The sequence below is a fragment of the Terribacillus saccharophilus genome (assembly GCF_002272745.1).
GTDB lineage: Bacteria > Bacillota > Bacilli > Bacillales > Amphibacillaceae > Terribacillus > Terribacillus saccharophilus_B.
In genome coordinates this window covers 161117-186483 of sequence record NZ_NPBD01000015.1, presented here as the reverse complement: position 1 = coordinate 186483, position 25367 = coordinate 161117, and the positions used below count along the sequence as shown (strand labels likewise).

The following is a 25367-nucleotide window of genomic DNA, read 5'->3' as shown; positions in this document are numbered from 1 at the left end:
AATACAGTTAATACAGAGGCCTGAATGAGGTGAATATATGTTTGAACTTGATTTGCGAAGCGGCAAGCCGATTTATGAACAAATCGTTGATAAGTTTAAGGAACTAATCGTCAATCAAGTGCTGGAGACAGATGAGAAGCTTCCTTCGGTACGGGAGCTCGCTCAGCAGCTGACGATCAATCCGAATACAATCCAGAAAGCGTACCGTGAATTAGAAAATCAAGAATTGATTTATTCCGTGAAGGGACGGGGGAGTTTCGTGAATGCGATTAGTGCACAAGTCGATCCGCAAAAGGTGAAGCAAATGCAGGAAGAATTGAAAAAACTGCTGACCGAGGCATTGTATATCGGCATGACAGCAGATGAAATTCGAAATGTGGTGGAGCAGCAGCTACGTAATGGGGGAGGAAGTGAAACATGATCAAAGCAGTAGAACTAAGTAAAAAATTTGACCGGAAGCAAGTGTTGGACCAAGTTGGTTTCCAGGTGAAAAAAGGTACAATCTATGGTCTGCTTGGCTCAAACGGTGCAGGCAAGACAACCATAATACGTATTCTTGCCGGTATCCTGAAACAAGACAAAGGGTCTGTCCTGGTTGACGGCAAGACTGTATTTGAAAATGTGGCGTTGAAACAGCGCATCATCTTCATGCCGGATATCCTTTATTTTCTCCCGCAATATACGGTAAAGCAGATGGGACAATATTATGCTGATATGTATGCAAATTGGGATCAGCAGCGGTATGACCAGCTAATTAACCAATTCAAACTCGAGAACAAGAAAGTCTCTACCTTTTCGAAAGGGATGCAGCGGCAAGTGGCCTTCTGCCTGGCGTTGGCAGCAAAGCCGGATTATCTGATTATGGATGAACCGCTGGATGGACTTGATGCTGTTGTGCGGCAGCGAATCAAAGGCCTGCTCATCAATGACGTAGCGGAGAGAGAGATGACTGTTCTTATTTCTTCCCACAATCTACGGGAAATGGAAAACCTCTGTGACGACGTCGGTATTGTACATAAAGGAAAGATGATTCTGGAGCGCAACCTAGATGATATGAAGACAGAGGTTCAAAAGGTTCAGTTCGCTTTGCGAAAAGGACAGGATATGGGTTTCTTAGAAAAACTAGATATCCTTCATCAGGAAAAACGCGGGAGTATCCATCTGCTGATCGTCAAAGCAGACCATCAGGAGTTAGAAGGAATACTTGCAGCACAAAACCCAGTCGTACTGGATATGCTGCCGCTATCCTTGGAAGAAATCTTCATCTATGAAATGGGAGGTGCTGGCTATGCCATCGAAAACATCCTTGATTAAGAAACAGATTATTTTGCATGATGTCCGACAGGTTGGATGGCTGAGTGTGCTGTATTTTTTGGCTTTGCTTTTAATTCTGCCAATACAGATCATCATCCAATACTCAAATCCACAGGCGCAAGAGTACATGGAAAAAGGGAATCTATTTCTCTATATTCCTGAAGTCCAATGGCTTCTATCTATTACGGTACCGGTACTTTTGGGGATATTATTACTGCGCTACTTGCATAAGAAACAGGTATCTGATTTTATTCACAGTATGCCTGTGAAGAGGGTTTCATTATTTCATCACCATTTAGTTGTAGGGGTGGTATTGTTATTCATTCCAATTATGTTGAATGCACTGATTCTGCTTGGTTTACAAGCATTCTCTGGCATAGGATTTTATTATAATGCTATGCATGTGTTATCTTGGCTGGGCATAATGTTATTTCTTAATATTTTTATGCTATTAGCTACAGTATTCACCGGAATGGTAACGGGATTGTTTTCCATGCACTTTGTGCTCACCTATATCTTAGTCTTGCTTCCGGCGGGTCTTGCGCTTTTGCTGGTTGCCAATATGAGTATTTTATTCATTGGTTACCCAGTAGAATATTATGCAGATATGGCCATTTTTAAATTTTCACCGATCTCGTATTTCTTGATCAACTTTACTCCTGATCTAGATTTGTCTTGGATTGTAATGGCAGTATATGCGGCAGCAGGTATTCTATTATATCTTGCAGCATACTGGTTATACGCTCACCGGCGACTGGAAGCTACTTCGCAAGCAATTGTGTATCCATTCATGCGTCCTGTTTTCCGTTACGGTGTCACCTTCTGCTTTATGATGGCAGGCGGGTATTATTTTCATGCTATTTCTTCTTCCTTCGCATGGGTTATATTCGGCTATATTGCAGGATCGCTGATCGGGTTTGTAATAGCTGAAGCGATATTGAATAAAACATGGAGAATATATAGTAACTATAAATCTTATCTGATATTCGCGATCTCCTTAGCTGTTGTACTAATTGTTGTGAATCTAGTAAAAGAGAATTATGAAAATAAGATACCTTCTGCTGACAACATCGAAAGAGTTTATTTTGGAGATTCCTATATTTATACAGAGGAACCGGAATATTTGGAACCAGGTATTAAGCCGCTATTTTTTACAGATAAGCAAGATATCGAATTGGTTCGGGGTTTACATGAGCAAGCAATAGATGCTCCGAGAGCCGATGATTATTATGCGGGTGATCTGCGTTCTACGTTCATTGTTTACGAGCTGAAAAACGGAAAGAAGGTAGCTAGATCATATACGTATTCATTAGACGATAATCCAGAACTGAAAAGTCTGCAACATGAGATTGAGGGTTCGAATTTGTATAAGTATGCGAATAACTCTGTGTTTAATATTGCTTTGAATGATATTTATGCTGTGGATGTGCAATCGAATAATATTAAGCAAAGCAGCAATACCATAACAGATCGAGAATTGGTCGACAGGCTCATAGAAGCTGTTAAGAAAGATATTGAGCTTTCGGATCCACAGGAATCTTTGGAAGAGGTTGAAACTTATTCGCTCGACTTATTAACAAATAAAGATCAAGACTACTATTACGTTGAATTTGATAATAGTTACAGAAATACGATTGAAGTCCTACAAGAAGCTGGACTTTATGATGAATTAAAAGTATATACCGAAGACATATCCAGTATCCAATTAGAGAATTACGAACGAAACAATACAGTGACAGTAGAGGATCAAGAAGATATCAAGCATATACTGGATCACGTCGTCTACTATAGCGATAACGAGGATTCTTATTTTGTAACGTTCAACCTTAACAGAGGGCGGAGTATGCAGGATGAGCTATCTATCGAATACGAAGACCTCCCCGAATCAATCAAAAATCAATTGGAGGAATAAAGCGTGGCAAGCGAGTTTGTATATGTGACGGAGTCGGTGTTTCAGCATATCTATTCGCTCTACCATCAGCGGGTATATTACGCAGCGCAGAAGGTGCTGCGTGATCCGCAGCTGGCAGAGGACGCGGCGCAGGAGACGTTCATCAAGGCTTATCGTAATCTGGACAAGCTGGAGAATGTGTCGAAGGCAGGTGCATGGCTGGCAACAATTGCTTCGCGGACAGCCATTGATATGCTTCGTAAAGAAGGTAAACGCAAGTTCATTAGTTTAGAGTTGGCCAGCTGGGAGCTTGAGCAGCATTACCTCGAACATATCGTAATGGAAGAGGTCGAGCTGCGGGAGACGAAGCGAGAACTCGAGCAGGATATTCGAAAGCTGAAGCCAAAACTCCAGGAAGTGCTGGCGTTACGTTATGAGAAAGATATGAAGGAAAGTGAAATTGCTGCAAACCTATCTTTGACCAAATCAACAGTTAAGACCCGTTTGTATAGGGCAAAGCAACTATTAAAAACAGAGCGGTCATACCGCGATATGATAATGGTAAGAGAGACATGATTAAACGCTGTCTCTCTTTTTTAGTGAACAATAGCTGAATATAAAATAGAAAAATTCATTTAAATCCGAACAATATATTGATTTGGATTATTAAAGTATGTATAATGACCTTACCACATACATGACAGGTGGTTGTTGGCATGCTAGAGAATAGCAATGAAATCAAGAAGAAGCTGTCGCATATGTACAATGATGTGTCGAAGGAATTGTTCGGTGTCGGAACGACATTATTGAAGATTTCCATTGATCAGAACATCATCACCATCCAAGCCAAGCATCGGCGTTCACCGCGATCTGCAGCTCTGGAAGGCGAGGCTCCTAGCTTGAAGCAGGAGGTCGACTTCCGTTTATCAATGCTGTACAAAAAACGCTTGGCAGAAAAACTTAATACCGAAACGGAATGGCACATTGAGTCAATACTACGAGATTACGACGCAGCCTCTCAACGTGCTTTCACCAATATTGTCTTAGGCAGTTAAGCCAAAGCCGGATTTATCTGGTATACGGTTAATGCCATAGAAAAGCTTGATTGGTCTGACCTTTGTTGATCGAAGAGAAGATGATCTTGTAGAATGCTCGCATTCTATTAAGATTGTCTTCTTTTTTTGCTTTTATAATCACTTATTATATGGAGGTTTTTCACATGAATGGTCGTATTAAAATGCTTTTTGGTTCAGCTGCAATTGCTTCTGCACTTACTTTATCTGCTTGTGGCAGTGATAGTGCTGGAGCTGGAAAAGAAAAGCTTGTCATCTCTACGTGGGGTTTCTCGGAAGATTTCTTCAATGAAGATGTGTATGCACCATTTGAAGAGGAACACAATGTCGACATTGTAGTAGAAACAGGAAATAATGCGGAACGCTTGAACAAAATACGACAAGGCAACTCAGACGTTGATCTAGTCTACCTATCTGATTATTACGCGCAGCAAGGTGTGGATGATGGTTTGTTCGAGGAGCTGGATTCTTCAAAGCTGACAAACCTGGACAAGATTTATGAGACAGCCAAATCTCCTAACGGTGAAGGATACGGACCGGCATACACAATCGGGCAGTTCGGAATTGCCTATAATCCTGAAATGGTGAAAGGACCTGTTACATCATGGAAGGATCTGTGGAATGCAGAGTGGGAAAGTAATGTAGCGATTCCTGGTATTACGACTACAACAGGACCGATGTTCCTTGATGCAGCTTCTAAAGTGAGCGGCAATGATTCATTTAATGAGGATGCTGCATTTAAACAGCTCGATGCGTTAAAGCCTAATATCGTTAACGAATACAATCAGACATCTGAATTCATCAATATGTTCGGACAAGGCGAAATTGCTGGCGGGCCAATTATGGAAATGTACTTCAGCTCGTTGAAGGAAGCGGTACCTGCAGCGGAATTTGTAACACCTGAAGAAGGCGGATATGCTGTCATGAATACAGTTAACGTAGTAAAAGACAGCGATCAGAAGGAACTTGCTGAAGAATTTATCAATTATCAGTTAAGTACAGACGTGCAAGAGAAGACAGCAAAAGCAAAGGTAGATTCTCCGGTTAATACAGAAGTGGTACTTTCCGATGAAGAGCAAGAGGGTGTTACGTACGGTGAGGATGTCATTGAGAAACTTAATATCCTGCCAGCTGACTTCCTAGTCGAGAACTCTAAGCAGTGGATCGATCGCTGGAATAAAGAAGTGACCAAGTAAGGGGGAGCATGATGAAGAAAGTTATATTGGATGTAGATACTGGAATTGATGATGCAATTGGTATCATGCTTGCCGTGAAAAGCGGGGCGTTAGACGTCGTCGGTATCACGACAGTCAGCGGCAATGTCTCCTTAGAAACAGCCACTACAAACACAGCCAAAATACTTGATTTACTTGATGATGAAAAGACACCTATATTCGCCGGGGCTTCCAAACCGCTCACCCGAAAACCTCATTTCGAGCATCGTGTGCACGGTGAAGATGGGATCGGAGGCGCACTAAAGGGTGTTGCTACGAACCGTGAGGTACAAGAACAATCTGCGGTTGACTGTATACGAAATCAAGTTATGGCTGCTCCAGGTGATATTACATTGATCATGACAGGTCCACTGACAAATCTAGCTGAGGCAGTGCGGCAGTATCCTGAGATTGTATCGGCAGTCAAAGAAGTCATCTTTATGGGCGGTGTCGTGAAAGGGGTCGGCAATGTAACTCCAGTAGCAGAGTATAACATGTTCGCTGACCCAGAAGCGGCATCCATTGTCTTCGAGGCAGGTTTCCAGTCGTTAACACAAGTTGGGCTGGACGTTACGAGAAGCGCTTTGCTGAAGGATGAACATATTGATCAAATACAGAACCCGATATTACAGGATTATGTTCGGACAAGCACGGCGACATACCGCAATAGCTATTTTGAGCGTAATGGGGTATGGGCTTGTGCGATGCATGATCCGCTAGCGGTTGCACTTGCAATCGATTCCGAGCTGGTAAAAACAGAATGGCTGCACGTCACAATGGAGACGAACAGTACTTACTGTGACGGTCAGACTGTCTGCGATTTCCAAAAACGTCTAGGACATCCGGCGAATATGCATGTTTGTCTGGAGCTCGATGAAGCTCGTTTCTTCGATCTCTTTCTCAAGCTGTTAAACGCTTAGACAAAAGAACGGGAGTTAATCATTATGCGAAATTATTATAAGTATCTCCTGATCTTGCCAGGGGTTCTATTTCTAACAATCTTCATGCTTGTCCCAATCGGCATGACGATCATTTCGACCTTTTTTCCGAATGAAGCAGCAGCTGATACAAGCAATTACGCTAGTCTCTTCCGGGATTCATACTTTTTGGAAATTCTATGGACTACGCTGCGGGTCAGTATTGTAACCACTATTATTTGTATGGTAATTGGTTTTCCGACAGCATATTTTATTGCCAGAATGTCTGCGAAAATGAAAGCAGTACTGTTAATTTTGACAATATTCCCGCTTTTAACGAGTCCTGTCGTGCGTTCCTTCAGCTGGATGGTCATTATCGGGCGCAACGGGCTGGTCAATGAAGCATTGATGGGAATTGGCATCATACAGGAACCATTGGAAATTTTGTATACGCCAACTGCCGTCATTATCGGACTTGTCCATCTCTTCCTTCCATTGACGATCATTACATTAGTTGGTGTTATGGAAAGTATAGAATCAGATTTGCTGACTGCAGCAGCGAGCCTTGGTGCAAGCCGGGTAGGAGTGTTTACCAAAGTAGTCCTTCCGCTTTGCGTACCTGGTTTAGTAATTGGGGGAATCCTGGTGTTTGTCGGCAGTTTTACCGCTTATACAACACCTGCATTGCTGGGAGGTCAGCAGCGCGTCCTTTCGACGCTGCTCTATCAAAATGCAAATACATTAAATGACTGGCATATGGCCAGTATTCTAGCTGCCATCATGATTGTAGTGACGTTCATTGTCATTACTTGCATGAATTTACTGGCAAATAAATTGAATCCAAGGAGGTAGACCATGCGGGAAAAACATATAGGACTTGGCATTTTCACGTTTCTGGTGTTCGTTTTCTTGCTGGGGCCATTGGTGATTATCTCTGTCACCTCTTTCGAACAGGGAACAGTACTTCGGTTCCCGCCGGAATCCTTCTCACTCGAATGGTATAAAAATATATTCGAAGTGAGCGGGTTCCTGGAAACGTTCAAGGTTTCCATCTATCTCTCTCTGGCAGGCAACCTGCTTGCGCTGCTAATTGGAATACCAGCTGCGTATGCTTTGAATCGATTTGATTTTAAAGGGAAGGCGCTTCTGGAAGGTATATTTGTATCTCCGATCATCATTCCTGGAATCGTGCTAGGTTTCACGTTCCTGCGCTTTTTCATTACATACTATCAACTGCCGATCTATGCAGGTCTGTTTATCGGGCATACTGTCATTATGCTGCCATTCATTATCCGTGTCGTCTCCTCAAGTCTTGCTAACTTCGACTTTTCCATAGAAGAGGCGGCAGTCAGTTTAGGTGCGAGCAGGATCGGTACTTTCTTCAAAGTGGTTCTGCCGAATATCAAATCCGGTATCATTGCTGGAGTTTTGATTGCATTCTTGGAATCATTCAATAATGTGGACATTTCGGTCTTCATGACTGGACCTGGCGTAAGTACACTGCCAATTGAAATGCTTACGTATGTGCAGAATTACTTCGATCCAACAATTGCGGCGCTATCCGTCGTATTGATGGTCATCACAGCTTTATTCATGTTCTTTGTCGAACGGTTGCTTGGTTTATCTTATTTCACGAAACGGTAATTAGGAGGCTTTATCATGTCTTTGTTTACGCTGCAGGATGTCACTGTTGCTTATCAGAAGCAAGCTATTCTTCAAGACTTCAATTTGTCTATCGGAGAAGGAGAACTCGTTTCCCTTCTTGGTCCAAGTGGTTGCGGAAAGACGACAACGCTTCGGCTGATTGCAGGATTCCTGCAATCAAAGGAAGGCAAATTCTTGTTCCGGGAGAAGGACTATACGAAAGTTCCGGTAAACAAACGTAATTTCGGTTTTGTATTTCAGAATTACGCTTTGTTCCCGCATATGACGGTATTCGACAATGTCGCGTTCGGCTTGCGTCAGCGGAAAGTATCGAAAGCATCAATTAAGGATCGAGTACTTCGGGTTCTTGATATCGTCAGTTTAAGAGGATTTGAGGAACGCTTCCCAGCCGCATTGTCAGGCGGACAAAAGCAGCGTGTGGCAATTGCCAGAGCGTTAGTCATTGAACCGGACCTCCTTTTGTTTGATGAACCTTTAAGCAACTTGGATGCCAACTTGCGTGTGAATATGCGTGTGGAGATTAGAAGGATACAGCAGGAACTTGGCATCACGACAGTATATGTCTCGCATGACCAGGAAGAATGTTTTTCGATTTCGGATAAAGTAGCCATCATGAATAAAGGTATCATCGAACAGCTTAGTGATCCTGCCACTATCTACAGACAACCGAAGACAAAATTTGTCGCGGACTTTATCGGATTCAAGAACTTTATCCAATTCGACAGACGTCGTCAGGAATCAGATGGAATCGCTGCAACTGTTCAAGGAATAACTTTAACTGTTCAGCAGCAGGACAATGCTGGTGGTTTGGTAGGAGCAATCAGACCGGATGATCTGCGTCTGTATCCATTGGATGCAGCACCAATGACAGTGGAGAATGCAGTACAGGGAAAAGTACTGATTAGCACTTATCTTGGCCGAAGCTATCAATATGAAGTTCAAACTAGTATAGGGCAGTTCACTGTAAATGATGACGCTGGAGCAGCACCACTGGCAAATGGCCAGGATGTCGTGCTCGAGATTCCAAAGAAACAAATCGTGCTCGTCGATTAGGAGGGTGAACTATGCTTGTTGATTTACTAATCCGTGATGTGCGGGTATTTAATAGCTATCGAAAGAAATTCATTGATGCCGATATTGCTGTTCTGGATGGGAAATTCCTCTATATCGGAAAGAAAGATACTGATAAGCTGCAGCCAGAGATTGTGATAGATGGTGCGGGACGATACATGGTTCCAGGTTTGATTGATATTCATCTTCATATAGAGAGTACAATGATTACGCCCTCTTCCTTCTCTTATGGCATTATTCAAAATGGCGTGACGACCATTGTTCCTGAGCCGCATGAGATGGCAAATGTTTTCGGGGTGGATGGTGTGAAAAGCATGATGGATGCAAGTGTGGATTGCGAGGTGGATATGTTTTATGCTATTCCAAGTTCCGTTCCAGCCACATCGATGGAGACGACAGGCGGAGAAATCGATATTAAGGATATCGATGAGTTGATGCTGTCAGGCAATATTCAATGCCTTGGTGAGATCATGAATTATTATGATGTTATATCGGCTCCAGACAGTAAGACGAATCGCATTCTGGCGCATGTAAGACAAGCATATCCGCACTTGATCGTGGAGGGTCATGTACCGAAACTTTTGGATCTTGAACTGCAGCGTATGATATATGCCGGTGTCGATTCCGATCATACCCATCAGACAGTTGAAGGGATGGAACAGCGCATCAATGCAGGAATGTTTGTAGAATTGCAGGAGAAATCTATGACACAGGAAATCATTAACTATGTGATAGAAAACGATGTTACCGAGCATTTCTGTTTTGTAACGGATGATGTCATGGCAGATAAATTGCTGGAAGAAGGGCATCTGAATCAGCTTGTGCAAAAAGCGATACATATGGGGATGCAGCCGGAGCAGGCAATATATGCTGCTACTGCTGCACCAGCAAAACGAATGCAAATGAAGGACCGAGGCCTAATAGCTCCTGGGAAAATAGCTGATTTCATCTTGCTTGATGATCTGCATTCTTTCTCAATTCAAGAAGTTTTCAAGAAAGGCAAACAAGTTTATGAGCAGGACGCTGTGAAGGAGCAAATCGTTCTAGAACCGCAATTTCCTCCATCCTACTACGAGAGCGTTAAATTGGAAGAGCTGAAGCATGATGATTTCCTTCTATTGAGTGAAAAAGAAGAAAGTGATGCTTTGTACCGCGTTATGGAAATAAAAGACGGTTCAACATTCACAACTGAACGACATGTTCGACTGGCAATTGAAGCAGGGCGAGTGCAATGGCAGGAAGAAGGACTTGCGCTTGTCATGACAGCAGAAAGATATGGAAAAAACGGTAATCGCGCTTTCGGACTGTTAACGGGAGACATGCTGAAAGAAGGAGCGATTGCCACTACTTATTCGCATGATAATCATAATTTGCTTGTAATCGGCCGTGATATTGAGGATATGGTGCTTGCGGCGAATGAAGTGATTCGTCATCAAGGCGGTATCTGCTGTGTGAAGGATGGCCAAGTACTATCTTTGGTTCAATTGCCTGTTGGGGGTATTCTTTCAGAAGCACCATTGAATGAAGTGGCAGCACAAGTTTCTGAGCTGACGAAGTCTATTAAATCACTCGGTTACAAGCATTATAATGTTCTCATGTCGATTAGTACCCTTTCGTTGCCGGTAAGTCCAGCGTTGAAATTGACTGATCAAGGCTATATTAGAGTGAACGAAGGAAATACAGTACCTTTGAGAGTTTAGTAGGAGTCTGCTTCGGCAGACTCTTTTTTACATGCTCAAGATAGAAGCGCCTTAGCGGTTCGGCTATAATAAAAGCATCACAAAGATGAAGGAGATTCGCATGCCAAGTATGAACGAAGCATTATACAACTACCTCATGGACAACGCTCCTCATATAACAGATCGATGGGCAGGTTTATTATATGACTACAAAAATTCGATCTACGCAGATGATGCTGGGAAAGAGATGCGTGAGAAATTAAGAAAACAGCACCGGATGACAATCGTCACAGTTGCCAGTGCAATCTTGGAGGATGAAGAGCAATATAGTCTGAATCTCAAAACATGGGTAGAAAAAGTGGCGAATAGCCGGGTTAAGACCAATACACCGATCCATGAAGTGCTGCAGGCTGTCGGAAAATCAGGAACGGTTATTTGGGAATTCATCGAGTCATTTGTAGAAGAGCACAAACAGGATGTTACACCTGCTATGGTCATCAGATGGTCGAAGAATCTCCACCGCGCATTAGATGAAGTTATCAATAAATTTACAAAGTTTTATTATGAGCTGACAGAAAGGAAAATCAGGAGCCAGCGCGAAGTAATTCATAAGACTAGTTCACCTGTTATTCCGATTATGAATGGCATCGGGGTATTTCCATTGGTTGGAGAAATAAGTGAACGGCGTGCGGAGCTGATCCTCGAACATATGCCGCAAGCTTGCAAGGAAAAGGGAGTCGAAACACTTTTTATTGATATGTCTGGGGCGAGTTTTACCGAAGCACTTGTAAGGGAAAAGCTCAGACAGATGGTGCAGATTCTGCAAATGCTTGGTATTAACTGTGCAGTTTCCGGTGTCCGTCCCGATTTGGCACAGACTTTGAGAGGAGATAGACAGGTAGAAGATATTCCATTCTATAATTCCTTACAGCAGGCATTGGCGCATTATGGATTAACCCGCAGTTAATATAGAGGAGGATTCTGATGAGAGTCGAGCATTTGACGGTAAAAGCGAATGGAATGAATTTACACATGGCGGCAGCTGGTCCGAATGATGGTAAATTGGTGATACTCCTGCATGGTTTCCCGGAATTTTGGTATGGGTGGAAGGAACAGATCGTTCCGCTTGCACAGCAGGGTTTCCGGGTGCTGGCTTTGGATCAGCGAGGCTATAATTTGAGTGATAAACCAGAGGATACTGCTAATTATGTACTGGACGAGCTCCGTGACGATGTCATAGCAGTGATTCGTCTTTTCCAAAGAGAGAAAGCAATTATCATAGGCCATGACTGGGGAGGAGCTGTTGGCTGGCATTTGGCAGTGACGCGGCCGGAACATGTAGAGAAATTCATTGCTATCAATATGCCGCATCCAGCAGTTATGCCGAAAATACTCGCAACCAATCCGCTACAATGGTTCAAGAGCTCTTATATGGCCTTTTTCCAGATGCAGGATGTACCAGAAAAATCATTAGCGGCTAATGACTATTACGGTCTTGCAATGGCACTGACAAAGTTCAGCCAAGAAGGAACGTTTTCTCAGATGGATGTAGATAATTATAAAGAGGCATGGTCCAAGCCAGGTGCGCTGACAGCTATGCTGAACTGGTACCGGGCTTTGACAGAAAAAGATAACATCAGCATGTACGGTAAAAAGAATTCTGTCATGGTTCATGTACCTACCAAAATCATCTGGGGAATTAAGGATCAATTCCTTTTAAAGAAACTAGCGCAGGAATCTATCAAGTACTGCTCGGATTACGAACTTGTATATATTGATGATGCGACTCATTGGGTGCATCATGAGCAGCCTGAAATCGTCAACATGCTGATCAAAGAATTCCTGGAAGAAAATACTGCAGTAGCCGAAGGAGCAGGTGTATGACATTCGATTTGCACACACATCATTACAGATGTGGTCATGCTGAGGGACAGATTGAGGATTATATCAAGGCAGCGATTGAAAAAGGATTGCATTATATCGGGATAGCAGATCATTCTCCTTATTTCTACAGCGAGGAAGATCAGCTTTATCCTGGTATTGCTATGCCAATTAGCGGCTTTGAAGCATATGTACAGGAAGTGCTGGATCTAAAAGAGAAATATAAGGACCAGATTCACGTCCTCTTAGGTGTCGAGAGTGATTTCTTCCCGCAGCATGCTGCTTTATATGCAGATTACTACAAAAAGTATCCATTCGATTATATTATCGGTTCCGTTCATTATGTTGATGACGTGAATATCTTCAAACAAGGCAGATGGGATAGCTTATCAGAAGCAGATCATATCCGGGTGAAAGAAGCCTATTACGATATGATTCAGCAATCGGCTAGAAGTGGTATTTTCCAAGTGCTCGGTCATATCGATGCGATGAAAGGCTTTTATCCTGCATTTTCTGATATTCCTGCTGATCATGCGATCGAAAAGACTTTGAAAGTGATTGGGGAAGCTGGTGTTAGCATCGAAGTGAACACATCCGGCGGTACGAAGGCAGTTGGCGGATGGTATCCATCTGATCGTATTTTGGAACGAGCACTACATTATGGCGTGGACATTTCATTCGGTTCTGATGCACATGTACCATCCCGAATCGGCGAGGATTTTGATAAAGTGAAAGAGCGTTTGAAGGATATCGGATTTAAGGAAATGGTCTACTTCGTACAAAAACAAAAAAGGGTGCTGCCATTATAATTACAGTTTTATTGTTTACTTTCATTGGGACGGGGTATTTATACACCAATACGGTAAACAAAAAAGCTAAGGAGTGTTCATAATGGTACAAGCACAAACAGTAGACAAGCACGAAGTGAAAGAACAGGCAAAAGCAGGTTCTAAACTATTGACTGGCGCAGTCGCTGGAGCAGTTACCGGCGCGGCAATCGTTTTACTTAACAAGCAGACACGTCAAAAGGTATTCCAAAATGTCGGCGTAGCAAAGGATACGGTTGTCAGCTTCGTAAAAGACGCAAAACAGGATCCGCAGGGCACGAAGGAACAAGTTATGTCCAAAGTGCAGGACGCAACTGAGCTTGCAAAAGATGCAGCTAGCGACGTTAAGAATGTTTATGATAAGGCTCAAAACGAGATCATGTCTTCAGTGAACGATGTCCAAGAAGATTCTAAATCTGCTCTTGGCACAGTAAAAGAAGTGAAAGATGACTTGAAAAATGCAGGCAGTAAAGCTAAAGAAGCTTCTAATAAGCTAATGGAAGCAAAGCCTGAAAGTGCACCAAGTAACCCAATGACAAAGTCGAAAAATGAAGGCAATAGCGGTTCTAATGAACAGAAGAATCAGCCTGTCAACAAGACAACAACAACACCAACAACTAAAACAACACCGCCTACTCCAAATAACAAACAATCTATCTAAAGAAAACGCCTCCCTATGGGAGGCGCTTTTTTAATACGTAATTTCTTTAATATATTGGCCAATATCGTTGCTTTGGCTATCGAGATTCTGAATATCTTCCATGAACTCCACCATCACACGAGATTGCTCTTCGGAGGCAGTGGAAACCTCGCCGATGCTTAGTGTCAGATTTTCCATATTCGAGCGGATTTCCTGAAGGGAATGACCGATAGCTCCGACAGCTTCCTTCGTTCCAACTGAAAGCTTCCGAATTTCATCCGCTACAACTCCAAACCCTCTGCCAGCGTCTCCGGATCGAGCGGCTTCAATAGCGGCATTTAATCCTAGCAGATTCGTTTGGGTAGAGATATCCTCAATCAGCTGAACAACCGTACTGATTTCCTGAGAATTTTCACTCGCATGAGCAGCCTGGCCATTAATGTCAGTGCTTGTTGCAGACAGTTCCTCTGCTTGTGCAGCTACATGCTGTACTTTTGCCTGCAAACTGCTTACTATCGAACGCAATTCATCCAGCTGTTCATCCAAAAGCTCTTCATCTTTTAGTGTCTTGGTAATCTGGAAAACGCCGACGATCTCACCGTTTTCATCACGAATTGGGGATGCGGAATTCTGCAAACCAATACCATAAGTTTCTTTTGGAATATGTGCATGAACATTTTCCCCGCTAAGAGCCTGGCGAAGAAGATCAGCTCCTTCTCCAAAAGCGTAATCTCCTGGTTTAACGCCTATATCCAAATCCTTAGAAGGAGAGAAATAAACGTAATTCTCTGTATCTGTAACTATAACAACATTGTTATCTCCGATGTTTTTCTTTATTTCTGGAGCTAGGTGGACCATTGCTTGTATCGTAGGGTGCATGTTGATAGTCTCCTTATCCTTGGTTTGTAACTTTCTTCATTGTTTCGATGATTTGTTTGCTCTTTTCATCTAATGCTTGGATATCGTCCATAAATTCGACCATGATAACAGACTGTTCCTCAGAGGAAGCAGAAACTTCACTGATGCTTTGTGATAAATTTTCACCACTAGTAGTGATTTCTGTTAAGGATTTGCTGATTGTCTGAACGGCTGTCTTTGTGTTATCGGAAAGCTTGCGGATTTCGTCAGCAACAACTCCAAAGCCTTTACCAGCTTCCCCGGAACGGGCAGCCTCTATAGCGGCATTTAAACCAAGCAAATTTGTCTGCGTGGAAATCTGTTCGATCAGCTGTACAACCTCGCCAATCTTGCTAGAACTCTGGCTTGCATTGGCTGCTTGTTCTTTAATATCACTGCTTGTTGCAGAAAGCTCTTCAGCTTGAGCGGCAACATGCTGAACCTTACCTTGCAATGCGTCTATCACTTGATTCAATTTGCTGAGTTCTTGGTCGAGCTTCTCTTGATGCTCCAATGTACGTGATAGTGATAATAAGCCGACAATTTCATTTGTCTCCATATCGCGAATTGGAGTAATGGAGGTAACAACAGGAGCACCGAGTGCTTCGTAATCTTCTGTGATAGCGAAAACAATGTGTTCTCCCTTTATTGCGCGCTGATAAACTTCATGTTCATTCAATTTCGTTTTTCCTACTTCTATTCCGAGTGTCAAAAGCGTTGAAGGTGCGAAGTAAACGAACTCCTCTGTATCCAGCACGCCCATCGCGGCTGTCGGTCCAAGCGTATCTTTTATAATAGGGGCAATATTGACTACTGCCTGTATCGTAGAATTCATAAAACGAGCTCCTCTACACAATGTTTTCCTTTATATCGGTAAGAAGTACCAGAAAGTGAAGCGCTTCACTAGAAAAAGTCCTATTTTGTCCTATTTTGTAGAAAAGTTTCTTAAAAATGGATTGGGGGAAAAGCATAGAAGAACATAAACTGGAAGGGGAAATCTACATGTATGATGATTTAAGAGGAAAGACAGCTATCGTCACTGGTTCTTCCAAGGGAATAGGGCGAGCAGTTGCAGAGCGATTCGGGAAAGAGGGCATGAATGTTGTCGTCAATTATCATGGAGACGAGGATGGAGCTAATCAAGCGGCCGAAAATATCCGCCAAGCTGGCGGAAAAGCAATTGTCGTTCAAGCAGATGTCTCCAAAAAAGAAGAGATTCATAAACTGCTGGATGCGGCTCTTAGCGAATTTGGCGGATTGGATGTCATGGTGAATAACTCCGGCTTTAGCAAGCCGCAACCATATCATGAAATGGAAGAAGAGACGTGGAGAGGTGTGATTGATGTAAACCTGACCGGAACTTTCCTCGGCGGCCAAGTAGCTCTGCGTCATATGCTGGAGAATAATATAAAAGGCAGCATTATCAATATGTCTAGTGTACACCAGCAAATTCCGAAACCTTTGGACAGTCATTATGCTGCTTCTAAAGGTGGCATCAAGCTATTGACTGAAACGATGGCACTTGAGTATGCTGCTAAAGGAATACGAGTAAATGCCATTGCGCCAGGAACAATTGATACGGAGCGGAACGAAGATACCAAGTCGGAAAACAAAGCAAGGCAGATGAAGAAAATACCGATGCAATCCTTTGGCAAGCCAGAAGAGATTGCAGCAGCAGCTGCGTGGCTTGCATCTAAGGAAGCGAGCTACGTCACAGGTACTACTCTATTTGTTGATGGCGGTATGACGCTGTACCCTTCTCAGTTAGAACTGTAAAAGGTGACATAATCGTCACTTCCAGGAAATTAATGTTACCAGAATAACAGGAGCTTATGCTGCTTTCCTTCTATTATAAAACGTATTAGAAATAAAAGAAGGAGAGAATCCAGATGGAGCAGATCGTCTTTCTCAGTGCTATGCTTATGTTGGGAATGACCTTTGTACTTACAATTGCAGCTATTTTGTCCAATGGTTTAAAGGTGTTGTTTGACCTAACAAGTAATTACATGCGCTTAGCTGTTTTTTGTTTTGCTATCTATATCATCAGTTTTAGCGCCTATCTTGTCATTGCTAACTGAAAAAGCGCCCATGAGGGCGCTTTTTTTTGTATCCTTATTAAAAATATGACGCGTAATATATACCTGTTAAGATTATTCTTATCAGCACAAATAGAAGAACGCCTGACATGGCGCTTTTCTTATTAATCAATATGCATCTCCAGATGCGGGTAATCCTTGAATCCTGGCCAATCTCCGCCCCATTCGAAGCCGAGTTCTTTGGCGATTTCGACTACTTCCATCCAGTCGGATTCCCCATTCTTGTTCCCGTCGTATTCCATATCCCAGATTACATTGCCTGGTTCCGGTTCCAGGGCAAAGTCGATGGCAAGTCCGTAATTATGCATGGATTCTCCGCCTTGGACTTGAGTGACAATTTGTCCCTTGGTTGTTCTGCCTTGGGCGTACAGCTTGTCTTGTTCTTCCTTGGATCGATAGTCATCCGTAATGATAATAGAGATTCCGATGTCAGAAGTTTTTTCTACTAGTTCATTCATATTCTTTTCTACTGTTGGATGGAGGCCGGTAATGTCATCTGCATTCATGGAATAGGCAGGAGTGGATTGATTTGGCGGAAGCTGCTCTATATGCAAAAAGCCGAATAGGATCAACGCTGCAACTGTCATAAGCAAAGTAGTTACTATAATCCTCTTCCAGTGCAAATTCGCTATTCTCCTTTTGAAATCTCGTATATTGTATTTCTAGCATAGCGGAATGAGTACTAGATTGCACGTTTTGAAACAAAGTTTTGAAAGGAAAGATAGGGGATATAAGGAAGGGGGGAGGAAGCGGACATGATTAGCTTGTCTGGACTTGTCTTATCATGTGCTTCTCGATGCTTGCGTCCAATTTCCGAATGCGTTTTAGTGCTTCTTGCTGAGAGATGGTCTTGTAATGATGTGCACCGCCTGTCTCTTCATCAGCTGTATCTGCTTCCGCTACTACTTGCTGTAATGGATCAAGCTTCAGATTGTGTTCGGGCAGGTAAGAGTCTGTGTGCAGAAGGATTGCCAAGGAAATTGCTTTGGCGGCCTGCGGCTCTTCACCTAAACGAATCAAGAGTTTGTGTGCTCGGGCAGCGCCCTTGATAGCATGGATATCATTTTGTTTATACAAATCATAATCCCACTTTCCATCGCTATACCACTCATAATGGCCAATATCATGCAGCAATGCAGCTTTTACGGCCGTGTCTGGATCGACCTGCTTTTTCTCACTGATGACTAGTGCGTGCTCCGCCACTGAAATGGCATGCGCTTGCCCGGAACGTCCGAGATACTTCTGTGCGATTGGATGTGTATAAATCTGCTCCAATGTTACTTTTCTCATTTTATTATCTCCTTTCTCTGAAAAAGTATATTGTTCAAGATATTAACACGTTAAGCAAAAGACTGCAAGTGAAAAAAATCACGGATTTCATGTATATGGAGTAACCGTTTCTACTCAAACTAAAACATCCTGTCTTCCTGCGCCTTGAGCAAAAGGGGTCTGCGTTGCATTCAATGTATGCTATGCTAAAAATATTGTTACTATAAACTGCTACATATAAAAACATAAAGAAGGAAGAGACAGCATGAAGGAATATGTAAGCCTGTTACGTCAGGGAAGTAAATCAGCCGCATTGGCTGCGGTGGTCAATCTGGTCATTGCACTTGTCAAAGGGGGAGCTTTCTTGTTGACAGGGAATGTGGCGATGTTTGCAGAAACGATGCATAGTTTTGGGGATGCCGCTAACCAGATGTTCGTCTATGTTGGCTCAGCACTAAGTAAAAAAGCCCCAACGGATCGGTTTCCAGGGGGATTCGGGCGGGCTGTCAACCTTGTGCTGCTCGGCGCAGTCTTAATCGTAGGTATCCTCGCTTATGAAACCATCCGGGAGGGTATTACCCATCTGGCACATCCATCAGAATCAGGGGGGGTATGGATCAGTATTACGGTGCTTGCACTCGGCTGTATTCTTGAGGGATTCGTACTGCTCAAAGCGATGCGTGAGATTGCCCATGAGAGTGATTCAGGTGCAAAAGGGCTCTCGGTCATTCCGATGAGCTTCGTGCATGTAAAACGGGCAAAACCAGCTACAAAACTAGTTTTCATGGAAGACTTAGTTGCTACTAGCGGCGGCTTGGTTGCCATTATTGCGATCTTGATTGCGGCTTATACACCGTTTTACCAGGCAGAAGGTATTGCTTCAATTATAATTGGTGCCATGATGTTTTTAGTGGTGGGACGTGTATTCCTTGATAATGCAGCTGGTGTCATTGGGGAAGCCGATGAAGAGATGGCAGATAAGATCGGGAACATTTTATTTGCAGATAAGGATGTACGAGATGTCCAGGAAATGACTGTTGTAAAAGAAGGGGAATCCTTCCATGTGGAAGCTACACTGGAAATTGACCCGACTATTACTGTGGCGGATGCTGATGATATCAGGGATCGGCTGGAAGCTCAAATCTTGGAGCATAGAGGCGTCACAGATGTCACCATCGAATTTGATGAGGACGATAAAACTCAAGCATGGAAAAGCAAAGAATAAGGAAGCCGCATATGCGGCTTCCTTATTTTATTAGGATGACATGTAATCCCCGCCGTTTACGTGGATGAATTGTCCGGTAATGTAGGCAGCTTCATCCGAAGCGAGCAGAACATAGCTGCCGATGAGATCGACAGGCTGGCCAGGTCTGCCGAGCGGTGTCTGGGTACCGAAATTTCCTATTGTCTCTTGCGGCATGGTAGCCGGAATGAGCGGAGTCCAAATCGGCCCAGGTGCAACTCCATTCACTCGTATCCCTTTGCTAGCCAAGCCTTTTGCCAATGATCGAGTGAAGGCAACGATTGCTCCTTTTGTGGACGTATAATCGATCAATGTAGGGTTGCCGATATACGGAGTGATGGAAGATGTATTGATGATACAGTTCCCTTTTCCAAGATGCGGCAGAGCAGCACGAGTCAGATAAAAGTAGCTAAAGAAATTGGTCCGAAAAGTCCTTTCAAGCTGCTCTGGCGTGATATCCGTCAAATCGTTCTGTACTTCCTGGCGTGCAGCATTGTTGACCAAGATATCAAGCTTATTAAAATCCTGTATAACTTGTTCAATAAGATTTTCGCAAAAGGCAGCGTCGCTGATATCACCAGGATACAGTGTACATTTGACACCTTCCTGCTCAATCCGCTTCTTCGCGTATTCTGCATCCTCCTGTTCATCCAGATAGGATATAGCTACATCAGCGCCTTCTTTCGCATAAGCGATAGCTACAGCACGTCCGATACCACTGTCCCCTCCTGTAATAAGAATAACCTTGCCCTGCAGCTTCCCGCTGCCCTTCCAATGATCGAATTCTTCTATCGGGAGCGGATCCATCTCATTCTGGATGCCGGGCTGCTTGGATTGCTTTCTTCCAGGATTGCCATCTTTCATAAAATCATATAAATCCATGTTCTTTGCCTCCTTTTATTCTATAAAGGAAGTTATTGACAAAAACAGCATGTTCTAAAACGCTGGGCATGCGAATAAGTTCCTTTGGATGGGTTTTTTTCGGCAGGGATTTAGGCTAAAATAGACGAAAGAAGAATTGGAAAGGAGATGGTTGCGATGCGAGCTTATGAAAATTACATTGCAGAGCTTTTCACATTTAACGATCCATTCTTTCGTTCAACAGACCTTGATTTTGATATAGATGTCCAGCGTATGGAAAAGACGATGGAGGACATGGAAGCATATTTAAACAGCAAACCCGCGGAGAACTGATGCCGTGGGTTTTATTTTTCGTCTTTTATGATGCGATTGGTTTATACTATAAGAAGAGAGCATGATACATAAATAGATTACGTTCCGGCATGAGAGGGAAAAGAAAAGTATCATTATTATCGAGGAGGCAAAATTATGTCTAATCAATCCAGAATTATTTCAGAGCTGCAAGTAAAACCAACAATAGACGCTAAACAGGAGATTCGCAGCCGAATCGACTTCCTGAAAGATTATTTGCTTAAAACTGGTGCTAAAGGATTTGTTCTTGGTATTAGCGGCGGACAGGATTCTACATTGGCAGGACGCCTTGCACAATTGGCAATCGAAGAGTTAAAGAAGGAAGGCAAGGATGTGACCTTTGCTGCTGTTCGTCTGCCGCATGGCGAGCAAGCGGATGAGGAAGATGCTCAGCTGGCACTGGATTTCATTAATCCGATTGAATCTTATGTTTACAATATTAAATCTCCAGTTTCAGATGCGGCGAAAGCGTATGAAGATGCTACTGGCGACAAACTTGCTGATTACCACAAGGGTAACATCAAGGCGCGTATGCGCATGATTGCCCAATATGCAATTGGGGGTCAAGAAGGATTACTGGTCATCGGTACAGATCATGCTGCTGAAGCTATTACCGGTTTCTACACGAAGTATGGTGATGGCGGAGCAGACATTCTTCCGTTGAGCGGCCTTAACAAGCGTCAGGGTAAACAGCTTCTCATCGAACTGGGGGCACCAGAACGTCTGTATGAGAAAGCACCGACAGCTGACTTGCTTGATGAGAATCCTGGACAAGCCGACGAAACAGAACTCGGACTCTCATATGAGGATATCGATGATTATCTCGAAGGGAAAATTATCGAAGAGAAAACAGCTAAACTTTTGGAGGATCGTTACTTCAAAACAACGCATAAACGGCAGATGCCAGCCTCCATCCACGATGACTGGTGGAAGGAATTATAATAAAAATAACGAGACTCCAGCTGGGGTCTCGTTTATTTTTGTAATGGCTATACTTGAAAAAGGGAAATAGATGCGTAAGAATGGTACTAGCTTTAAGGAGGTATACAAACGATGTTCAAGGAATTTAAAGAGTTTGCGTTGCGCGGGAACGTCGTGGATTTGGCTGTAGCCGTGGTGATTGGATCCGCATTCAGTGCCATCACAACGTCTCTCGTTAACGATATCATCATGCCGATCATCGGTATTATAACAGGAGGGCATGACTTTAGCGGGCTGCAGTTCACATTTGGAAGTGCTGTTGTGAAGTATGGAGCATTCATTCAAACTGTCATTAATTTCTTTTTGATAGCAGCAGCACTATTCATGGTCGTCAAAGTCATGAACAGATTGAAGCGCAAGCAGCCGCAGACAGAAGAGGTTGTCCAGCAACTGACCGTGGAACAGGAGCTGCTCACAGAAATACGCGATTTATTAAAAAAGGAAGAAAAAATGAAGGATCAGACGTGAGTCTGGTTCTTTTTTGATTAATTTATAAGCAGTCCGGGAATGAAAAAAACAGAAGCCTTGTAATCTGCTATAATTTGGATTACGAGGAGTTGAGACAGCATGCACGTTTTACGCACACTCCATCCTTACAGCTGGACAATTATCATCGGTACGGTGTTCGGCAGGATGGCTACTAGTATGAGTATTCCTTTTTTAGCAATCTATCTGACGCAGGAAAAAGGGGCATCAGCAGGATTTACCGGCCTGATTATCGCGATCAGTTCCTTGGTAGGCATTCTGTCCAGCTTCTACGGCGGATACTTTTCTGATCGATTCGGCAGAAAGAAAATTATCAGTATCAGTATATTTGGCTGGTGCGGAGTATTTGTTGGGTTCGCCCTGGCGGATGCTATCTGGGTATTCTTTGTTATGAATGCACTGAATGGATTATGCCGTTCTTTGTTCGAACCAACGTCCAAAGCTCTTTTGTCAGATGTGACCGAACAGAAGAACCGTTTACTTGTTTTCAATATGCGCTATACCGCAATCAACATAGGTGTCGTATTCGGACCTCTTTTAGGTCTGTACCTTGGTTCCGCTTCTTCTACAGCTCCATTTCTGATTGCAGCTTTGGTTTATTTCGCCTACGGACTTGTGCTTATTTTTCAGTTTTTACGTGTCAAAGTGGAAGAAACAGCTGCAGCAGGAGCAAATAGAATTAGTGTCCGTGAAGCTTTTAATGTGACACGAAAGGATACACTATTTATGTTCCTGTTGATCGGAGTCACCATTAGTGTGTTTGGGTATTCACATTTCAGTGCTACCTTACCTCAGTTTTTTGCAGCTACGCCTAGTATTGAGGATGGGGCAAAGTTATTCAGTATGATGCTCACGTTGAATGCTTTGACGGTTCTAATTGTACAATATCCAATCGTTGCTATTGCGAAAAAGTATTCACTCGTATTGTCTTTGATGCTCGGAAATGTACTGATTGCCCTCAGTTTGTTAAGTATGGCCTTTTTGCATGAGATCATCTGGATTGCGGCTGCGGTCATTCTGTTCACGATTGGAGAAGTGCTGTTATTTTCTATGTCGGATATGTTCATTGATGAAATTGCCAATCCTGATATGAAGGGGACGTATTTCGGGGCAATGGGCTTTACGGGCTTTGGAAGTGTAGCAGGGCCGCTGATTGGAGGAATGCTGCTGGATCATTTTGGTGCTGTTCATCCGATTCCGATATTCACTATCATAGCCTTCCTTGTCATTATTGGTGCCCCATTCTTATTCCAGGTTTGGGTAATGCTAAAAAGGAAGGAGCAAAACCTGAAACCTGTATTAAAGAAGGAGCATGTTAGATGACAAGTTATCCGCTGCTACCGCAGTCATTTTACCAGCAGCCTACACTAGAGCTGGCTCAAAGCTTATTGGGATGCCTGCTTGTACACGAAACATCGGAAGGAATCACCTCCGGCTATATCGTAGAGACTGAAGCGTACCGCGGAGCACTCGATCGTGCTGCGCATAGCTTCAATAACCGGCGAACAAAACGGACGGAAATCATGTTCCAAACTCCCGGTCATATTTATACGTATACAATGCATCGTCAAGTGCTGCTAAATGTAGTAAGTGCAGATGCTGAGATACCTGAGGCTGTCCTCATACGTGCGCTTGAACCGAAGGATGGAATACCGCTTATGGAAACACGCAGACCTGATCGGAAGCCGAGGGAGCTGACCAATGGCCCTGGAAAGCTATGTCAGGCAATGGGTATAATTCAGTCACATTATGGCGGTCATTTCACGAAATCACCATTGTATATAGCACCAGGTTATACACCAGAGCAAGTGGAAATAGGGCCGAGAATCGGAATTCCGAATGCACAGGAAGCCAAGGATTTTCCGTGGCGTTTCTGGGTGCATGGGAACAGGTATGTTTCCAGGTGAGTCCCTTTTTAAAAAGGCTATAATCATGTAAAATGAATACATCATGTCCGGCACTAGCCGGCAATGTAAAAAAGGAGAGATAGGCAGTGGGTAAAGTACTAGTCTTCGGACATAAAAACCCGGATACAGATGCGGTTACATCCGCAATTGCATACGCGCATTTGAAAAATAAACTAGGTGTGGAAGCAGAAGCAGTCCGCCTGGGAGAATTAAATGAAGAAACGGCATTCGCTTTGAAAACTTTCGGTTTGGAAGCACCTCGTGTAATTGAGGCGATTGATGGAGATGCTGAGCAAGTCATCTTAGTCGATCACAACGAAAAACAGCAAAGTGTTTCAGATATCGATACAGTTTCTGTAATTGAAGTTGTCGATCACCATCGTATTGCCAATTTCGAAACAGCTGATCCGCTTTATTACCGTGCGGAGCCAGTTGGTTGTACAGCAACCATCATCAAGAAAATTTACAAAGAGCATGATGTTGAGATTCCAAAAGAAATCGCAGGTGCTATGCTGAGTGCAATCATCTCTGATTCTCTATTGTTCAAATCTCCTACATGTACAGAACAGGACATTAAGGCAGCGAAAGAACTTGCAGAAATCGCTGATGTCGATGTGGATACATACGGCTTGGATATGCTGAAAGCTGGAGCGGATGTTAGCAAGAAAACTCCTGAGGAATTGATCACACTTGATGCGAAAGAATTCCAGATGGGTAATGCAACAGTAGAAATCGCACAAGTCAACGTTGTAGATGAACAGGATGTTCTTGTACGTCAGGCTGAAGTGGAAGCAGCGATGAAGCAGAAGATTACAGATAAAGGTTTGAAGCTCTATCTCTTCGCTATCACGAATATCCTGACAAATGACTCCACTGCTATCGCAATCGGAGCAGATACAGAAGCTGTCGAAAAAGCGTTCCAAGTGAAGCTTACCAATAATACAGCTACCCTAAAAGGTGTTGTATCTCGTAAGAAACAAATTGTACCAGTTCTGACAGAAGTCATGAATGGCTAATGTCTTTTGAGCAGTCACAATATGTGACTGCTCATTTTATTTGCTGTAAGCATGGCCATAATGCTAAAGTGAATATACACGCCCCTAT

The 25367-nt window shown here is 43.2% G+C and carries 29 protein-coding genes; 24 read left to right on the top strand and 5 right to left on the bottom strand.

Translation table 11 applies throughout. The features are described 5' to 3' along the window. The first annotated feature begins 37 nt into the window (after nucleotides 1-37). From CHH58_RS15175 to CHH58_RS15105, 15 genes are all read left to right on the top strand, one after another. Complete coding sequence (locus CHH58_RS15175) at nucleotides 38-421, top strand: GntR family transcriptional regulator (protein ID WP_095228588.1); 384 nt, start codon at nucleotides 38-40, stop codon at nucleotides 419-421. Next, on the top strand, nucleotides 418-1314 hold the full coding sequence (locus CHH58_RS15170; RefSeq protein WP_095262757.1) for an ABC transporter ATP-binding protein: 897 nt from the start codon (nucleotides 418-420) through the stop codon (nucleotides 1312-1314). Before CHH58_RS15175 ends, CHH58_RS15170 begins: the two co-directional genes overlap by 4 nt. After that, nucleotides 1289-3226, top strand: coding sequence for a DUF6449 domain-containing protein (locus CHH58_RS15165; protein WP_095262756.1), 1938 nt, complete (start codon nucleotides 1289-1291; stop codon nucleotides 3224-3226). The genes CHH58_RS15170 and CHH58_RS15165 overlap by 26 nt, the downstream gene beginning before the upstream one ends. 3 nt (nucleotides 3227-3229) lie before the next feature. Continuing rightward, nucleotides 3230-3781, top strand: coding sequence for an RNA polymerase sigma factor (locus tag CHH58_RS15160; protein ID WP_095228594.1), 552 nt, complete (start codon nucleotides 3230-3232; stop codon nucleotides 3779-3781). Nucleotides 3782-3921: 140 nt separating this feature from the next. Further along, on the top strand, nucleotides 3922-4260 hold the full coding sequence (locus tag CHH58_RS15155; RefSeq protein WP_095233452.1) for a Na-translocating system protein MpsC family protein: 339 nt from the start codon (nucleotides 3922-3924) through the stop codon (nucleotides 4258-4260). Nucleotides 4261-4424: 164 nt separating this feature from the next. Then, the gene (locus CHH58_RS15150; protein ID WP_095228596.1) at nucleotides 4425-5474 is read left to right on the top strand and encodes an ABC transporter substrate-binding protein; all 1050 of its coding nucleotides are present in this window, start codon (nucleotides 4425-4427) and stop codon (nucleotides 5472-5474) included. Between the two features lie 11 nt (nucleotides 5475-5485). Further along, nucleotides 5486-6412, top strand: coding sequence for a nucleoside hydrolase (locus CHH58_RS15145; protein WP_095234315.1), 927 nt, complete (start codon nucleotides 5486-5488; stop codon nucleotides 6410-6412). Between the two features lie 24 nt (nucleotides 6413-6436). Next, nucleotides 6437-7261 (top strand): ABC transporter permease, encoded by an 825-nt coding sequence (locus CHH58_RS15140; RefSeq protein WP_095262755.1) that lies wholly within the window; start codon nucleotides 6437-6439, stop codon nucleotides 7259-7261. 3 nt (nucleotides 7262-7264) lie between these two features. Next, nucleotides 7265-8053, top strand: coding sequence for an ABC transporter permease (locus tag CHH58_RS15135; protein ID WP_095228602.1), 789 nt, complete (start codon nucleotides 7265-7267; stop codon nucleotides 8051-8053). A gap of 15 nt (nucleotides 8054-8068) precedes the next feature. Further along, nucleotides 8069-9127, top strand: coding sequence for an ABC transporter ATP-binding protein (locus CHH58_RS15130; protein ID WP_095262754.1), 1059 nt, complete (start codon nucleotides 8069-8071; stop codon nucleotides 9125-9127). Between the two features lie 11 nt (nucleotides 9128-9138). Further along, a complete protein-coding gene (locus tag CHH58_RS15125; RefSeq protein ID WP_095228606.1) occupies nucleotides 9139-10845 on the top strand; it encodes an adenine deaminase C-terminal domain-containing protein in 1707 nt (568 codons plus the stop codon). A gap of 100 nt (nucleotides 10846-10945) precedes the next feature. Then, nucleotides 10946-11791 carry an STAS domain-containing protein gene (locus CHH58_RS15120; RefSeq protein WP_170937653.1) on the top strand — a complete coding sequence of 282 codons (846 nt, stop codon included), beginning with the start codon at nucleotides 10946-10948 and terminating at the stop codon, nucleotides 11789-11791. Between the two features lie 17 nt (nucleotides 11792-11808). Next, nucleotides 11809-12708 carry an alpha/beta fold hydrolase gene (locus CHH58_RS15115; protein WP_095228610.1) on the top strand — a complete coding sequence of 300 codons (900 nt, stop codon included), beginning with the start codon at nucleotides 11809-11811 and terminating at the stop codon, nucleotides 12706-12708. Then, on the top strand, nucleotides 12705-13514 hold the full coding sequence (locus tag CHH58_RS15110; protein WP_095228612.1) for a histidinol-phosphatase: 810 nt from the start codon (nucleotides 12705-12707) through the stop codon (nucleotides 13512-13514). The genes CHH58_RS15115 and CHH58_RS15110 overlap by 4 nt, the downstream gene beginning before the upstream one ends. An 82-nt stretch (nucleotides 13515-13596) precedes the next feature. Further along, nucleotides 13597-14193, top strand: a complete 597-nt coding sequence (locus CHH58_RS15105) for a hypothetical protein (protein WP_095228614.1) — start codon at nucleotides 13597-13599, stop codon at nucleotides 14191-14193. Between the two features lie 30 nt (nucleotides 14194-14223). On the opposite strand, the gene CHH58_RS18805 is transcribed toward CHH58_RS15105, so the two are convergent. Both CHH58_RS18805 and CHH58_RS18800 read right to left on the bottom strand, forming a co-directional pair. Then, nucleotides 14224-15051 (bottom strand): methyl-accepting chemotaxis protein, encoded by an 828-nt coding sequence (locus tag CHH58_RS18805; RefSeq protein ID WP_095228616.1) that lies wholly within the window; start codon nucleotides 15049-15051, stop codon nucleotides 14224-14226. A gap of 13 nt (nucleotides 15052-15064) precedes the next feature. Next, the gene (locus tag CHH58_RS18800; protein ID WP_095228618.1) at nucleotides 15065-15904 is read right to left on the bottom strand and encodes a methyl-accepting chemotaxis protein; all 840 of its coding nucleotides are present in this window, start codon (nucleotides 15902-15904) and stop codon (nucleotides 15065-15067) included. 167 nt (nucleotides 15905-16071) lie between these two features. Here CHH58_RS18800 and CHH58_RS15090 point away from each other — a divergent pair, with 167 nt between their 5' ends. Both CHH58_RS15090 and CHH58_RS15085 read left to right on the top strand, forming a co-directional pair. Then, nucleotides 16072-16845, top strand: a complete 774-nt coding sequence (locus CHH58_RS15090; protein ID WP_095262753.1) for a glucose 1-dehydrogenase — start codon at nucleotides 16072-16074, stop codon at nucleotides 16843-16845. Between the two features lie 113 nt (nucleotides 16846-16958). Then, nucleotides 16959-17147, top strand: coding sequence for a hypothetical protein (locus CHH58_RS15085; RefSeq protein WP_095233456.1), 189 nt, complete (start codon nucleotides 16959-16961; stop codon nucleotides 17145-17147). Between the two features lie 122 nt (nucleotides 17148-17269). Here the strand turns inward: CHH58_RS15085 and CHH58_RS15080 are convergent, their stop codons facing one another. Beyond that, nucleotides 17270-17788 (bottom strand): M15 family metallopeptidase, encoded by a 519-nt coding sequence (locus tag CHH58_RS15080; RefSeq protein ID WP_306452901.1) that lies wholly within the window; start codon nucleotides 17786-17788, stop codon nucleotides 17270-17272. Between the two features lie 136 nt (nucleotides 17789-17924). Then, on the bottom strand, nucleotides 17925-18455 hold the full coding sequence (locus CHH58_RS15075) for an HD domain-containing protein (protein WP_095262752.1): 531 nt from the start codon (nucleotides 18453-18455) through the stop codon (nucleotides 17925-17927). A gap of 244 nt (nucleotides 18456-18699) precedes the next feature. Between CHH58_RS15075 and CHH58_RS15070 the strand changes: the two genes are divergently transcribed. Further along, the gene (locus tag CHH58_RS15070; RefSeq protein ID WP_095262751.1) at nucleotides 18700-19659 is read left to right on the top strand and encodes a cation diffusion facilitator family transporter; all 960 of its coding nucleotides are present in this window, start codon (nucleotides 18700-18702) and stop codon (nucleotides 19657-19659) included. 30 nt (nucleotides 19660-19689) lie between these two features. Here CHH58_RS15070 and CHH58_RS15065 read toward each other — a convergent pair whose 3' ends face one another. Then, the gene (locus CHH58_RS15065) at nucleotides 19690-20559 is read right to left on the bottom strand and encodes an SDR family oxidoreductase (RefSeq protein WP_095233458.1); all 870 of its coding nucleotides are present in this window, start codon (nucleotides 20557-20559) and stop codon (nucleotides 19690-19692) included. A 156-nt stretch (nucleotides 20560-20715) separates the two neighbouring features. Here CHH58_RS15065 and CHH58_RS18495 point away from each other — a divergent pair, with 156 nt between their 5' ends. The 6 genes from CHH58_RS18495 to CHH58_RS15040 all read left to right on the top strand — a co-directional run bounded on the left by CHH58_RS18495 (nucleotide 20716) and on the right by CHH58_RS15040 (nucleotide 25279). After that, complete coding sequence (locus CHH58_RS18495) at nucleotides 20716-20871, top strand: hypothetical protein (protein WP_170937652.1); 156 nt, start codon at nucleotides 20716-20718, stop codon at nucleotides 20869-20871. A 135-nt stretch (nucleotides 20872-21006) separates the two neighbouring features. Continuing rightward, nucleotides 21007-21831 carry an ammonia-dependent NAD(+) synthetase gene (gene nadE / locus CHH58_RS15060; RefSeq protein ID WP_095228628.1) on the top strand — a complete coding sequence of 275 codons (825 nt, stop codon included), beginning with the start codon at nucleotides 21007-21009 and terminating at the stop codon, nucleotides 21829-21831. 111 nt (nucleotides 21832-21942) lie between these two features. Continuing rightward, nucleotides 21943-22338 carry a large conductance mechanosensitive channel protein MscL gene (gene mscL / locus CHH58_RS15055; protein ID WP_095228630.1) on the top strand — a complete coding sequence of 132 codons (396 nt, stop codon included), beginning with the start codon at nucleotides 21943-21945 and terminating at the stop codon, nucleotides 22336-22338. Between the two features lie 99 nt (nucleotides 22339-22437). Further along, nucleotides 22438-23679 (top strand): MDR family MFS transporter, encoded by a 1242-nt coding sequence (locus CHH58_RS15050; RefSeq protein WP_095234318.1) that lies wholly within the window; start codon nucleotides 22438-22440, stop codon nucleotides 23677-23679. Further along, complete coding sequence (locus CHH58_RS15045; protein ID WP_095228634.1) at nucleotides 23676-24263, top strand: DNA-3-methyladenine glycosylase; 588 nt, start codon at nucleotides 23676-23678, stop codon at nucleotides 24261-24263. The genes CHH58_RS15050 and CHH58_RS15045 overlap by 4 nt, the downstream gene beginning before the upstream one ends. Before the next feature lie 86 nt (nucleotides 24264-24349). Continuing rightward, nucleotides 24350-25279, top strand: a complete 930-nt coding sequence (locus CHH58_RS15040) for a manganese-dependent inorganic pyrophosphatase (protein WP_095262750.1) — start codon at nucleotides 24350-24352, stop codon at nucleotides 25277-25279. Nucleotides 25280-25367 lie beyond the last annotated feature (88 nt).

Bases quoted from the DNA above. Each gene is read 5' to 3' on its own strand.
- CHH58_RS15150 (WP_095228596.1), top strand. From the start codon at position 4,425: ATGAATGGTCGTATTAAAATGCTTTTTGGTTCAGCTGCAATTGCTTCT.
- CHH58_RS15085 (WP_095233456.1), top strand. From the start codon at position 16,959: ATGGAGCAGATCGTCTTTCTCAGTGCTATGCTTATGTTGGGAATGACC.
- CHH58_RS18805 (WP_095228616.1), bottom strand. From the start codon at position 15,051: ATGCACCCTACGATACAAGCAATGGTCCACCTAGCTCCAGAAATAAAG.
- CHH58_RS15110 (WP_095228612.1), top strand. From the start codon at position 12,705: ATGACATTCGATTTGCACACACATCATTACAGATGTGGTCATGCTGAG.
- CHH58_RS15090 (WP_095262753.1), top strand. From the start codon at position 16,072: ATGTATGATGATTTAAGAGGAAAGACAGCTATCGTCACTGGTTCTTCC.
- nadE (WP_095228628.1), top strand. From the start codon at position 21,007: ATGTCTAATCAATCCAGAATTATTTCAGAGCTGCAAGTAAAACCAACA.
- CHH58_RS15065 (WP_095233458.1), bottom strand. From the start codon at position 20,559: ATGGATTTATATGATTTTATGAAAGATGGCAATCCTGGAAGAAAGCAA.
- CHH58_RS15140 (WP_095262755.1), top strand. From the start codon at position 6,437: ATGCGAAATTATTATAAGTATCTCCTGATCTTGCCAGGGGTTCTATTT.
- CHH58_RS15125 (WP_095228606.1), top strand. From the start codon at position 9,139: ATGCTTGTTGATTTACTAATCCGTGATGTGCGGGTATTTAATAGCTAT.
- CHH58_RS15165 (WP_095262756.1), top strand. From the start codon at position 1,289: ATGCCATCGAAAACATCCTTGATTAAGAAACAGATTATTTTGCATGAT.
- CHH58_RS15050 (WP_095234318.1), top strand. From the start codon at position 22,438: ATGCACGTTTTACGCACACTCCATCCTTACAGCTGGACAATTATCATC.
- CHH58_RS15145 (WP_095234315.1), top strand. From the start codon at position 5,486: ATGAAGAAAGTTATATTGGATGTAGATACTGGAATTGATGATGCAATT.
- CHH58_RS18495 (WP_170937652.1), top strand. From the start codon at position 20,716: ATGCGAGCTTATGAAAATTACATTGCAGAGCTTTTCACATTTAACGAT.
- CHH58_RS15120 (WP_170937653.1), top strand. From the start codon at position 10,946: ATGCCAAGTATGAACGAAGCATTATACAACTACCTCATGGACAACGCT.
- CHH58_RS15075 (WP_095262752.1), bottom strand. From the start codon at position 18,455: ATGAGAAAAGTAACATTGGAGCAGATTTATACACATCCAATCGCACAG.
- CHH58_RS15070 (WP_095262751.1), top strand. From the start codon at position 18,700: ATGAAGGAATATGTAAGCCTGTTACGTCAGGGAAGTAAATCAGCCGCA.
- CHH58_RS18800 (WP_095228618.1), bottom strand. From the start codon at position 15,904: ATGAATTCTACGATACAGGCAGTAGTCAATATTGCCCCTATTATAAAA.
- CHH58_RS15115 (WP_095228610.1), top strand. From the start codon at position 11,809: ATGAGAGTCGAGCATTTGACGGTAAAAGCGAATGGAATGAATTTACAC.
- mscL (WP_095228630.1), top strand. From the start codon at position 21,943: ATGTTCAAGGAATTTAAAGAGTTTGCGTTGCGCGGGAACGTCGTGGAT.
- CHH58_RS15130 (WP_095262754.1), top strand. From the start codon at position 8,069: ATGTCTTTGTTTACGCTGCAGGATGTCACTGTTGCTTATCAGAAGCAA.
- CHH58_RS15045 (WP_095228634.1), top strand. From the start codon at position 23,676: ATGACAAGTTATCCGCTGCTACCGCAGTCATTTTACCAGCAGCCTACA.
- CHH58_RS15135 (WP_095228602.1), top strand. From the start codon at position 7,265: ATGCGGGAAAAACATATAGGACTTGGCATTTTCACGTTTCTGGTGTTC.
- CHH58_RS15175 (WP_095228588.1), top strand. From the start codon at position 38: ATGTTTGAACTTGATTTGCGAAGCGGCAAGCCGATTTATGAACAAATC.
- CHH58_RS15170 (WP_095262757.1), top strand. From the start codon at position 418: ATGATCAAAGCAGTAGAACTAAGTAAAAAATTTGACCGGAAGCAAGTG.
- CHH58_RS15155 (WP_095233452.1), top strand. From the start codon at position 3,922: ATGCTAGAGAATAGCAATGAAATCAAGAAGAAGCTGTCGCATATGTAC.
- CHH58_RS15105 (WP_095228614.1), top strand. From the start codon at position 13,597: ATGGTACAAGCACAAACAGTAGACAAGCACGAAGTGAAAGAACAGGCA.